Origin of the sequence: Nocardia sp. NBC_00511, assembly GCF_045161165.1 — a bacterium.
In the GTDB taxonomy this organism is placed as follows: domain Bacteria; phylum Actinomycetota; class Actinomycetes; order Mycobacteriales; family Mycobacteriaceae; genus Nocardia.
The window spans coordinates 1961943-1972921 of the sequence record NZ_CP107849.1 but is presented as its reverse complement, the minus strand read 5'-3'; the positions used below and the strand labels follow the sequence as shown (position 1 = coordinate 1972921).

11 protein-coding genes are annotated in these 10979 nt (G+C 69.0%); 4 read left to right on the top strand and 7 right to left on the bottom strand.

The window, feature by feature from the left end; genetic code table 11:
* The first annotated feature begins 145 nt into the window (after window positions 1–145).
* Window positions 146–1822: a DEAD/DEAH box helicase gene (locus OG300_RS09330; protein ID WP_405494200.1), complete on the top strand. Its 1677-nt coding sequence runs from the start codon at window positions 146–148 to the stop codon at window positions 1820–1822.
* A 220-nt stretch (window positions 1823–2042) separates the two neighbouring features.
* Window positions 2043–2207, top strand: coding sequence for a hypothetical protein (locus tag OG300_RS09325; RefSeq protein WP_405494198.1), 165 nt, complete (start codon window positions 2043–2045; stop codon window positions 2205–2207).
* A 1-nt stretch (window position 2208) separates the two neighbouring features.
* Here the strand turns inward: OG300_RS09325 and OG300_RS09320 are convergent, their stop codons facing one another.
* Complete coding sequence (locus tag OG300_RS09320; protein WP_405494196.1) at window positions 2209–3066, bottom strand: phytanoyl-CoA dioxygenase family protein; 858 nt, start codon at window positions 3064–3066, stop codon at window positions 2209–2211.
* A 44-nt stretch (window positions 3067–3110) separates the two neighbouring features.
* Between OG300_RS09320 and OG300_RS09315 the strand changes: the two genes are divergently transcribed.
* Window positions 3111–3689 (top strand): TetR/AcrR family transcriptional regulator, encoded by a 579-nt coding sequence (locus OG300_RS09315; RefSeq protein WP_405494194.1) that lies wholly within the window; start codon window positions 3111–3113, stop codon window positions 3687–3689.
* Here the strand turns inward: OG300_RS09315 and OG300_RS09310 are convergent.
* The 5 genes from OG300_RS09310 to OG300_RS09290 all read right to left on the bottom strand — a co-directional run bounded on the left by OG300_RS09310 (window position 3686) and on the right by OG300_RS09290 (window position 8407).
* The gene (locus tag OG300_RS09310) at window positions 3686–4807 is read right to left on the bottom strand and encodes a PLP-dependent cysteine synthase family protein (protein ID WP_405494192.1); all 1122 of its coding nucleotides are present in this window, start codon (window positions 4805–4807) and stop codon (window positions 3686–3688) included. The genes OG300_RS09315 and OG300_RS09310 overlap by 4 nt on opposite strands.
* Before the next feature lie 172 nt (window positions 4808–4979).
* A complete protein-coding gene (locus OG300_RS09305; RefSeq protein WP_405494190.1) occupies window positions 4980–5945 on the bottom strand; it encodes a LysR family transcriptional regulator in 966 nt (321 codons plus the stop codon).
* A gap of 34 nt (window positions 5946–5979) precedes the next feature.
* Complete coding sequence (locus OG300_RS09300) at window positions 5980–6588, bottom strand: TetR/AcrR family transcriptional regulator (RefSeq protein WP_405494188.1); 609 nt, start codon at window positions 6586–6588, stop codon at window positions 5980–5982.
* The gene (locus OG300_RS09295; protein ID WP_405494186.1) at window positions 6576–7451 is read right to left on the bottom strand and encodes a class I SAM-dependent methyltransferase; all 876 of its coding nucleotides are present in this window, start codon (window positions 7449–7451) and stop codon (window positions 6576–6578) included. Before OG300_RS09295 ends, OG300_RS09300 begins: the two co-directional genes overlap by 13 nt.
* A gap of 59 nt (window positions 7452–7510) precedes the next feature.
* Complete coding sequence (locus OG300_RS09290; protein ID WP_405494184.1) at window positions 7511–8407, bottom strand: alpha/beta fold hydrolase; 897 nt, start codon at window positions 8405–8407, stop codon at window positions 7511–7513.
* Window positions 8408–8531: 124 nt separating this feature from the next.
* Here OG300_RS09290 and OG300_RS09285 point away from each other — a divergent pair, with 124 nt between their 5' ends.
* Window positions 8532–8984 carry a MarR family winged helix-turn-helix transcriptional regulator gene (locus tag OG300_RS09285; protein ID WP_405494182.1) on the top strand — a complete coding sequence of 151 codons (453 nt, stop codon included), beginning with the start codon at window positions 8532–8534 and terminating at the stop codon, window positions 8982–8984.
* A gap of 32 nt (window positions 8985–9016) precedes the next feature.
* Here the strand turns inward: OG300_RS09285 and OG300_RS09280 are convergent, their stop codons facing one another.
* Entirely contained in the window at window positions 9017–10900 is a 1884-nt protein-coding gene (locus tag OG300_RS09280; RefSeq protein ID WP_405494180.1) for an ArnT family glycosyltransferase, read from the bottom strand.
* Between the last annotated feature and the right edge of the window lie 79 nt (window positions 10901–10979).

Genomic DNA, 10979 nt, shown 5'->3' with positions numbered 1-10979 from the left:
CGAGCAGCCCCCACTGCGCGGCTCAGCTTTCCTTACGGCGATCGATTTTGCCCACTGGCAATCTCGCCACCCTGTGCCCCCGGCGCGGACCTCTGTCCGCTGACGGCTCGGGCACCCCCGATGCCCGAAAGGCACTGCCCCACATATGAATTCCACCCCTGTCTCCTTCGCCGCGCTCGGCGTCCACGAACCCCTGGTCCGCGCCCTGGTCGCGGCCGGGATCAACGAGCCCTTCCCCATCCAGGCCGACACCCTGCCCGATTCGCTGGCCGGACGTGACGTGCTGGGCCGTGGCCGCACCGGCAGCGGCAAGACCCTCGCCTTCTCCATCCCGATGATCGACCGCCTCGGCGGCGAGCTCGCGGGCCGTCGTTCCCCCAGCCGCCCCGTCGGCCTGGTGCTGGCCCCCACCCGCGAACTGGCCACCCAGATCGCGGCGGCCATGGAACCCCTCGCGGCCGCCTACCGGATGAGCGTCACCACCATCTTCGGTGGCGTCTCGCAGAACCGGCAGGTCCGGGCGCTCAAGGGCGGCGTCGATATCGTCATCGCCTGCCCGGGTCGCCTGGAAGACCTGATGAAGCAGGGGCTGATCAGCCTCGACGCCGTCGAGGTCACCGTCATCGACGAGGCCGACCACATGGCCGACCTCGGCTTCCTGCCCGGCGTCACCCGCATTCTGGCGGCCACCCCCGAGCACGGGCAGCGACTGCTGTTCTCCGCGACCCTCGACAACGGGGTCAACAAGCTGGTCAAGCGCTTCCTGCCGAAGGCCGTGCTGCATTCGGTCGACGAGGCCAACTCGCCGGTCGCGGCCATGACCCACTACGTCTTCGAGGTGCAGGGCGCCGACACCAAGCGCGAGGTGCTGCAGCGCCTGGCCTCGGGCACCGGCCGTCGAATCCTGTTCACCCGCACCAAGCATCAGGCGCGCAAGCTGGCCAAGCAGCTGACGGTCTCGGGTATCCCGGCCGTCGACCTGCACGGCAACCTGGCCCAGCCCGCCCGTGACCGCAACCTGGCGACCTTCGCCTCCGGCGCGGCCAAGGTGCTCGTCGCCACCGACGTGGCCGCCCGCGGCGTGCACGTCGACGGCGTCGAACTGGTCGTGCACGTGGATCCCCCGGCCGAGCACAAGGCCTACCTGCACCGCTCGGGCCGCACCGCGCGCGCCGGAAACGCGGGCGACGTGATCACCCTGGTGCTGCCGGATCAGCGCCGCGACCTCGCGGACCTGATGCGCAAGGCCAAGATCGACGTCACCCCGCAGCGGGTCACCGCCAGCTCCCCCGTGGTCGCCGAACTGGTCGGCGATGTGGCACCGCTGGTCGCGATGTCCGCGGAGCCGATCGCCGAGCCGCAGGCCCCGCGCCGCAACGGCGGCGGCGGTCCGCGTCGACGCGGACAGGGCGGCGGCGCGCCGCAGGGCGAGAGCCGCGGCAAGCCGCGCACTCGCGCCGGTGCCGGACCGCACGCGAGCAAGAGTCCCGCGGGCAGCAAGCCCGGCGCCCGGACCACCGGAACCGCCAGCGGCAAGCCCGCCCGCGCTGGTGCCGCCGCGGGAAATGGTGAGTCGCGCAAGCGAACCGACGGCGGACAGCCCGCGGGTCGCGGTGCCGGACGCGGCGGGGCCCAGGGCTCGGGCCGCACCGGCGCGCAGAGCGCCGAGCGTGGCGCGGGTGACGGCAGCCGCAGCGGCGGCCAGGGTGCTGTCCGCGGTCGTAGCGCGGGACGCACCGGCGGCGCGGCGGCTCCGGCCGGTAGCACCGGCGGCCTGGCCGGGTTCTCCCGTGGCGGAGGCGGCGCACGCCGCCGCGGCTGATAGCTGACGACGAACAACCGATGCCCGGGCGGATCTTCCGCCCGGGCATCGTCGCGTTCAGGCCCGGGTATGCCCGTGCCGCGGCCGCATCCGAAGAATGTGACAATTGCCCATACCTGCGGATCGACGATCTTCATAGAGTTGTTTCTGAGCAAAGACATTGCCCGCGCCACGGGAATTCGCAAATCTCGGACGCTCGTCGAAAGTCGGGAGAGGGACAATGAAGTCGCACGTTCCCCTGAGCCAGCGAGCCACGGTGAAGTTCGAACGGGTCGAGGACCGCTACAAGGTCTCGGTCACGCCACTGGACCGCCTCGATTGGCGCATCGGTTACGCACCGACCATGAAGGCCGCCGTCGAACTCGCCCACGAATTGGCGAATTGATTTACAGCGACTGCGCTCCCGGTTCCAATAGGCGCTTGGGATGCATTCCGTCCACCTGACCGATGAACGGCGGGTGGATGCTGTATCCCAGCATTCGCCGAATATCCTCCGACACCGCCCGCACCGTATCGCGCGTCATCGACAACGTGAACGCCTCCTGCGGACGCAGCCAGGGTTCGCAGTACTGAGCGGTCAGCGCCAGACGCGAATTCGCCGAACGGTTCGCACCGCCACCGTGCCACAGGGTGCCGGGGAAGAAGACACACGATCCGGCACTCATCACCACCGGCTCCCGCACCGCGGTATCGTCTGGCAGCTCGTTGCCCCAGAGATGGCTTCCCGCAACGATATCCGTGGCCCCGTTGTCGGCGGTGAAGTCGTCGATGGCCCAGATGGTGGCCGCACCGAGAGCCGCCCGCGGGCGCGGCAGCGGATAGAAGCCGTCGTCGGTGTGCAGCATCTGCGCCTGCTCGCCCGGCAGGATATTGATGACCTGCAGCATGGACAGCAGATAGTTGGGCATGAACAGCCGATCCAGCAGCGCGAGCACTCGCGGATGATCGGCGATCCGGTCACAGCTGCGAGTCTTGTTCAGCACGCTGTAGATCCGCTGGGTAGAACGCCCCTCGAAGCCGTTGCGCCCGATCCGATCCAGTAGCGGCGCAACGCTTTCGCGAATGGCGTCGAGTTCGGCGGGGGTGAGCAGATCGCGCAGGATCACATAGCCGTCCCGCCGCAGCGCGGCGAGATCCGCGTCCACGACCGCGGGATCCACACCGCCGCCGCTGCTTTCGGTGCGCCGGTAGGTCCCGGCCAGGTCGCCGTCCAGATCCCGCAGTGCCGATACTTCCGTGCTCATGCCGCCATCCTCCGAACATAACCGAGTTCTGTTATCCTCCGAGGGTGGCACGCGCACCGATCGGACGTCAACAGTTGCTCGATGCCGCCCGCGACGAGCTCGTCCATGCGGGAGGCACCCTCGAATTGAGCGCCCTGACCCGTCGTACCGGCCTCAGCACCGGCGCCCTCTACCACCACTTCGGCTCGAAAGTCGGTCTGCTGGCAGCGATCTGGGACGACTTCTACGAGGGCCTGAGCCGATCCACCGCCGACGACCGCCTACCCGACGACCCCGCCTGGGCGGCCCGCGAACGCGCCCGCACCCGCTGCTTCGTCGCCTACCACTTCGAGCATCCCCTCGCCTGGCTGCTGCTCAACCGCACCGCCCCCGACCCGGGCCTGGCCGAGGTGGAGGCGCTCTACATCCGCAATCTCAGCGAAGCCGCCGCCGCGAACATCCGCCGCGGCCAGACCACCGGCGAGATTCCCCTCGACCTCGACCCCGACAGCGCCGGAGCCTTCGTCATCGGTGGCCTGCGCCACGGCATCGCGCAACAGCTACGCGCAGATCCGCGGCCCGCCCTGGACGCGACCGCGGATCGATTGTGGCGGCTCACCGCCGCCGCTCTGCACTTGCGCTAGGCCAACTCTCCGGTCTCCAGGAACTGCTCGAGCCGCCGGGCGTAGGGCGTCGGGTCGATGCCCTGCTCGGCGAGCCAGGCGTCGGAGTAGTACTTGTCGAGGTAGCGCTCGCCGGGATCGCACAGCAGGGTGACGACGCTGCCCTGTTCTCCGCGCGCGAGCATCTCGGACACGATGCGGAAGGCGGCCCAGACGCCGGTGCCGGTGGAGGCGCCGCAGCGGCGGCCCAGCAGCCGCTGCAGGGTGCGGATGGTGGCGACGCTGGCGGCGTCGGGGACGCGCATCATGCGGTCGATGGCCTGCGGCAGGAAGCTGGGTTCGACGCGTTGACGGCCGATGCCCTCGATGCGGGAACCCTTGTCGGAGCGGATGTTCCGATCCATGGTGCGCCAGCCCTCGAAGAACGCGGAGTTCTCCGGATCGGCGACGCAGATGCCGGTGGCGCGCTGGGTGTAGTGCACGTAGCGGGCCAGGGTGGCCGAGGTGCCGCCGGTGCCGGCGGTGGCCACAATCCAGGTCGGCTCCGGGAAGCGTTCCTGTTCGAGCTGACGGAAGATGGATTCCGCGATGTTGTTGTTGCCGCGCCAGTCGGTGGCGCGCTCGGCGTAGGTGAACTGGTCCATGTAGTGGCCGCCGAGCTCCTCGGCCAGCCGCGCGGCCACCTCGTATACCTCGCTCGGGTCGTCGACCAGATGGCAACGGCCGCCGTGGAATTCGATGAGGTCGACCTTCGACTGCACCGTGGTGCGGGCCATCACGGCGATGAACGGGACGCCGATCAGCTTGGCGAAGTAGGCCTCCGAGACCGCCGTCGATCCGCTGGACGCCTCGATCACCGGCGCGCCGGGCCGCAACCGGCCGTTGCACAGCGCGTACAGGAACAGCGAGCGCGCCAGGCGGTGCTTGAGACTGCCGGTGGGATGGGTCGATTCGTCCTTCAGGTAGACGTCGATACCCCATTCGGGCGGCAGCGGGATGGTGAGCAGGTGGGTGTCGGCGGAGCGGTTGCCGTCGGCCTGCACCTTGCGCACGGCCTCGCGCAGCCAGGCCCGGTAGACCGGGTCGTAGCGGTCGATATCGGTCTCGTCGATGCGGGTCTGTTCCGGGGCGATAGCCATATCATTGTCCCTTTGGTCGAGGCCTGCATCGGTACCGTATTTCCACTTCTCAAACTAGTCGCTCGAAGCACTCTCGAGTTGTGACCTGGGGCGATAAAACCCAACCATCGCTAATAGGGGGTGAAACTCCAGATAATGGACGCACCCGAATTCGAGTGCCGCGCCCGGAAACTCACGACGCGCGAATGACAGCTGACTCGAGCATGGGTGCGATTGCCTGCAACTCACCGATCACCGTGTGCACGACCGGAACCCCGTCGAGTTTGGGCAGCGTGACCGCGAGGATGCGGCGCTCCATCACCGGTTCCACCGGCAGCGAGCGGACCGGCGCCCCGGCGGGCAGACCGGCGAGCGCCAGTTCGGTGGCGAGCGCCACCCCGAGTCCCTCGGCCACCAGACCCACGACCGCGCCGAGATTCTCGGTCGAGAAGGCGATGTCGGGATGGAATCCGGCCTCGGCGCAGGCGTCGATGAGATGCCCGCGGCACTGCGGGCAGCCCGCGATCCATTTCTCCCCGGTCAGCTCGCCGAGGTGAACGGGTGCGGTGCGCGCGGTCCCGGCCAGCCGGTGCCGCGGCGGCAGCAGCACCCGCAGGCGGTCGGTGCACAGGGTTCGCACGCTGAGGTCCGAGAGGTCGGGACTGCCTGCGTCACAGGTGCTTTCGGAGTCCGGGACCCGTCCGTCGGGGTAGTCGAAGACCAGCGCGATCTCGCATTCGCCCGCGCGCACCTTGGCGATCGCCTCCGGTGGTTCGGCCTCGATGAGCGCCACTTTCACCCCTGGCCCGGCGGCCTGCGTGCGCGCGATGGCCTTGGGCACCAGTGCCGCGCAGGCGCTGGGGAACGCGGCCAGCCGTACCTTGCCGGCGCGCAGTTCGGTGAGGGCGCGAATCTCGGCCTCGGCGGCGTCGAGGCTGCCCAGCACGGTCGCCGCGTGCCGACACAGTGCCTCGCCCGCCTCGGTGAGCTGCAATTGATGCCCGGACCGGGTCACCAGGGAGGTGCCCAGCGACCGTTCCATCGCCTTGATCTGCTGACTGATCGCGGGCTGCGTATAGCCCAGATGCCGGGCGGCAGCCGAATAGGACCCGGTCCGGGCCACCGCCCGGAAGATCTTCAACTGCCTGACCTCCAGCATGTGGCCCATCCTAGACACCCCGGCAACCCAGTGGTTATCGATCCGGTGCCGGGATCAGCGCGTCCACCACCAGGCTCAGCGCGCGACGGTAGCCCGCGACGTCGAGTTCGGGCTCCCAGGCCTGCTGCAGGATGAAGCCCTGGATCAGCGCCAGCGCGAGCCGGGTGATGGACTCGGGGTCGGCGCGATCGGTCACGGTCCCGTCGTGCTGTCCGGCGCGAATGGCCTCGACGGCCAGCTCCCGCTGCGCCAGCCCCTCGTGTACCGAGGGCCACATCCGTTGATTGACAAGCGATTCCGCCCACACCAGCACGCTCACCCGGCGGCGCTGCAGTTCGGCGGGGTCGGCGAGCCATTCGAAGTACGCGTCCAGGAACGCGTGCAGCGCGCTGCGCGGATCCGTCGCCGTGAGTGCCGTGTCGAGGAGTTCGCGTTCGTGCCGGTGCCGCTCCTCGGCGACCGCGTCGATGATCGCCTCTTTGCTCGGGTACCAGCAGTAGACCGCGCCAGGACTCAACCCGCAGCCACGGCAGATGTCCTGCATGGTGGTGGCGTGCAGCCCGCGTTCGGCGAAGCAGTCGAGGGCGGCGTCGATGATGCGACGCCGCCGTTGCTGCTCGGCCGCGGCGGTCAGGCGGGGCACGAGATCCGTGCCAGCGCAACGCGATACAGCTCGGAGGCGCGATCGGCGCGACCCAGCGGCGGGAAGTAGCGGTGACCGGCAGCGGCCGTCGATTCCTCCCAGACCGGCTGGTATCCGCGCTCGGTGAGGTAGCCGGTGAGCTGGTCGGGGTCGAGTCCGAAGGTCCACGGCTCCCCCACCCGCGACACATTGCGCACCCAGCGTTCGGCCTCCGGAAACGTTGTGCTGCCGTCGATCACGCCGATGTGCACGAAGGTGAACAGCAGGGCACTGCCGGGCCCGGCGACCACGCGCAGCACGGCGAGAGTCCGATCGACGGCGTCGGCGGTCAGGTAGTTGGTGACCCCCTCCCAGACGAACAGCGTCCGCAACCCCTGCGCACCCGCGTCTCGCAATGCCGTAGCGAGGTCATCGGTTTCGAAGTCCACCGGCAGGAACCGCACGCGCTCGGTGTCGTGGCCCGCCTGCCGCACCGCGTCGGTCTTCGCCTGCTGTGTGGCGGGCTGATCGACCTCGATCACCCGCACGTTCCGCAGTTCCGTCAAACGCCAAGCGCGACTGTCGAATCCGGCCCCGAGCACCACGATCTGCCCGACCCCGTCGGCGACCTGCTCACGAATGGTGTCGTCGATGAGCCGGGTGCGGGCGATCGCCGAGGGGCGCGGCCCCGGCATCACCGTGTCGTAGAGCCGTTCCACCACCCCGCCGACGACGGGCAGCCGGGCCACCCGGGCCAGCCCGCGCAGTGGCGGTGACAGGAACGCGCCCGCCAGCGGATCGACGAAGAGCCGGGTTTCGGCCGGGCGCGCGGATTCGAGCACGCGGTGCAGGGCCATGGTCTGAGCTGTGAAGGACGCCGCCATAAACAGAATATAGATTCTGTTTATGGCGCGGTCCAGGGTTTTCGGCGAGATTCTCCCGGTCAGCGCGCGACCGAGGTGATGCCGTCGATCATGGTCGGCCACACTTCACGCGGGAACGCGCCATGCCCGACGCCCGGCATGAGCACCAGCCGCGCGCCCGGCACCGCGGCCGCCGTCGCCTCACCGCCACGCGGGCGGATGAGGATGTCGGCGTCGCCGTGCATGGCCACGGTCGGGATCGACACCTTGCGCAGCTCCGCGGTGCGGTCGGGCGCGGCCAGCATGGCGGCCTGCTGACGGAGTTTCCCGGCCGGGTCGTGGGCGCGTTCGAAACTGCGCGCGCCGACCTCGGTGAGCCACCCGGTATCCAGGGGATAGTTCGCCGCCGGAGTCCCGATGAACCCGTAGATCTCGAGCATTCGCTCACCGGCTTCCATCGCCGAGCGGATCGGCCGCTGGCTCAGTTCGCCCATCTTCATGCTGGTGCGGATGGTGGCCCGTCCGATGCGCGCCGAGGGTGAGGACATGATCGACACCAGCGAGCGCACGCGCCGCGGATGCTCGATGGCGAGGGTCTGCGCGATCATGCCGCCCAGTGAGCCACCGACGATATTGGCGCTCTCCCAACCCATGTCGTCGAGGACGGCGAGTGCGTCGGCGGCCATGTCACTGAGCGAGTACCGCGCCGCGACGCGCGGCCGCAGGATCATGTCCCACAGCTTGGGCTCCCCCAACCGTTCCAGGTGCGAGGACAGCCCGGTATCCCGATTGTCCATGCGGATCACCTGAAATCCCTTGCCCACCAGGTCATTACAGAAGTCGTCGTTCCAGAGCAGCATCTGCATGCCGAGTCCCATGATCAGCAGCAGCGGGCGGCCGGTGTCGGGCCCGAAGACTTCGTAGGCGAGTTCGACATCGCCGTTGTGCGCGGTGCGGAGAACTTCCGGACGGTTCATGGTGACCCCTGCGCTGAATCGGATTGCGTACGAAGCGGTTCGATCACCAGCGTAGCAGTATCGTTCTTATGTGAACCGTCCTATGGTGAACCGTTCTTTGAAGAACCTCCGGTACGGTGGGGCCATGCGACGTTCGAGCGAGTACTACAGCGAGATCGGCCACTACCTGCACCGGGTGGTCGCCCTGATCGACCGCCGCGGCGATGCCATGTTCCGTGGCGAATTGGGCATCAGCCTCAGCCAATTCACCCTGCTCCGCCTCTTCGAGGCCAGCGACGAGGTGCCCTCCCAGCAACTGCTCGCCGACCGCCTGGGTATCGCGAAGAGCGCGGTCAGCAGGCAGATCGACATCGCCCGCCGCAGCGGCTGGATCGACGTGGCGGTCTCCCCGAGTTCCCGCCGCCAACACACCCTCACCCTCACCCCCGAGGGCCGAAAACTCCTCGGCCGAGCCAAAACCCTGGTCGAGAACTCCGAACTGACCGGCTTCGGCGACCTCCCCGAAGCCGACGTCGAAGCCACCCTGCGCACCCTGAAAGCGCTGCACGCCAAACTCACCGAACCGAACCCGAGCTGAGCGCGTAGCGAATGTGATGGCCGGCGCGGTCCTCAGTGAGCAGCGGTGGTCAGGTCGTAGACCGTCGCGTCGCCGATCTTCGTCGCCGGATAGGTCGCCTTCACCCAGGCGGTGATCAGGTCGGCGTAGGAGTCGGTGGGTCGCATCTTCGGGTGGAAGCGGCCGGGGCGTTCGTCGAGGATCAGGTAGGCGATCCGGCCGTCTGTCACGTAGCGCTGGAACTGGGCGAGGGACGGGTAGTCGTCGCTGCCGGTGAAGCCGCCCAGGGCCATTACCGATCTGCCGGTGCGCAATTCGAGTTCGGAGGTCTCGCCCGCGCCGACCATGGCGGCCGACCAGCGCTGTGGTGCGTCACCGATCAAATGGTCGAGTTCGGTGCTCATGATGCCGCCGCCGAACATGGGCGGCATCATGCTCTTGGCCGGGCCCGAATTCGGGATGCCGCCGGTATGGGTGCGGGCGATGGTGTCGATCGTGCAGGCGGCCGGTGCGGCCAGCCCGAGCACCAGAGCCGCAGCGGCCGCCGTCGCCGCTGACCGTGCCGATCGCATCACACCCGACAGCAGTACGGCCGCGACGAGCACCGAGCCGATCAGCACCGCCCACCGCAGCCAGGGCAGCCAGTCGGGGGTGCGGTGCAGCAGCGCCCAGGCCCACACGCCGGTGGTCAGCGACATCGCGGCCATGGTGGCGCGGGCGGCGAAATGCTCTCGCCGCGACCACAGTTCGCACACCGAGAGGCCGACCAGCGCGGCGATCCCCGGTGCCAATGCCACTGTGTAGTACGAGTGGATGATGCCGCTCATGTAGGAGAACACCAGGCCCGTGCCCAGCAGCCAGCCGCCCCACAGCACGAATGCCGCACGGGTGGTGTCGGTGCGGACGGCGCGGCGGGTCAGCCACAGTCCGGCCACCAAGCCGATCAGTGCGGCGGGCAGCAGCCAGGAGATATCGGTGCCCATGTAGCCGCGGAACAGGCGGGTGATCCCGGCGTCCTCACCGAATCCGGGTCCCATCGAGAAGTCGGCGGGTTTGCTCATGCCGCTGCCGGGGTTGCCGTGCCCGCCGAGCAGTCGTCCCATCCCGTTGTATCCGATGGCCAACTGCCACAGGCTGTTCGAGGTCGAGCCGCCGATGTAGGGCCGGGAGTCGGCGGGCCACAGCGCCACCAGCGCCACGTACCAGCCGCTGGCGATCAGCAGGGCGACACCGGCGGTGAGCAGTTTGACCACCCGCGACCAGAGTCCGCCCGCACCGGCGATCAGGAACACCAGCGCGAATCCCGGCAGCACCAGGAACGCCTGCAGCATCTTGGTCAGGAACCCGAAACCCAGTGCGGCAGCGCACAACACCAGCCAGCCGGTGCTCGCCGACCACCACCCGGTCGTGCGCGCGTCCACCGCCCGCACCGCGCAGTAGGCCGCCGCGACGAGCAGGAGGGTGAGCAGCGCGTCGGGATTGTCGTACCGGAACATCAAGGCCGCGACCGGGGTCGATGCCAGGACAGCGCCCGCGACCAACGCGGCGGCGTGTCCGCCCCAGCGGCGCACGCCCGCGTACAGCAGCGCCACCGTGCCGACGCCCATCAGCGCCTGCGGCAACAGCAACGACCACACGTGAAATCCGAACAGCCGCCCCGAGATTCCCATCACCCACATGGCGGCGGGCGGCTTGTCGACGGTGATGGCATTGCCCGCGTCCAGGGACCCGAACAGCAGCGCCTTCCAGCTGCGGGTGCCCGCCTGCGCGGCGGCGGCGTAGAACTCGTTGGTCCAGCCCGCCCCGGCCAACCCCCAAAGGTAGAGCACCGCGGTGGCGACCAGCAGCCCGATCAGCGACAGCCGCTCCCGGCCGAACCGGACCGGTCGCGTGGCGAGGTCCTGTTCGTCCCCCACCACACCCGACATCGACACCATAACCGTCCCTTCGCATTCGACAATCCCGGGCAGCCTAGGCAGGCGGCCTCGCGCCAACCTCGCGTCCGTCTGGCAGGAC

Excerpts from the sequence above, each read along its gene's own strand:
- OG300_RS09330 (WP_405494200.1), top strand. The coding sequence starts at position 146 with ATGAATTCCACCCCTGTCTCCTTCGCCGCGCTCGGCGTCCACGAACCC.
- OG300_RS09325 (WP_405494198.1), top strand. The coding sequence starts at position 2,043 with ATGAAGTCGCACGTTCCCCTGAGCCAGCGAGCCACGGTGAAGTTCGAA.
- OG300_RS09320 (WP_405494196.1), bottom strand. The coding sequence starts at position 3,066 with ATGAGCACGGAAGTATCGGCACTGCGGGATCTGGACGGCGACCTGGCC.
- OG300_RS09310 (WP_405494192.1), bottom strand. The coding sequence starts at position 4,807 with ATGGCTATCGCCCCGGAACAGACCCGCATCGACGAGACCGATATCGAC.
- OG300_RS09305 (WP_405494190.1), bottom strand. The coding sequence starts at position 5,945 with ATGCTGGAGGTCAGGCAGTTGAAGATCTTCCGGGCGGTGGCCCGGACC.
- OG300_RS09295 (WP_405494186.1), bottom strand. The coding sequence starts at position 7,451 with ATGGCGGCGTCCTTCACAGCTCAGACCATGGCCCTGCACCGCGTGCTC.
- OG300_RS09290 (WP_405494184.1), bottom strand. The coding sequence starts at position 8,407 with ATGAACCGTCCGGAAGTTCTCCGCACCGCGCACAACGGCGATGTCGAA.
- OG300_RS09285 (WP_405494182.1), top strand. The coding sequence starts at position 8,532 with ATGCGACGTTCGAGCGAGTACTACAGCGAGATCGGCCACTACCTGCAC.
- OG300_RS09280 (WP_405494180.1), bottom strand. The coding sequence starts at position 10,900 with ATGGTGTCGATGTCGGGTGTGGTGGGGGACGAACAGGACCTCGCCACG.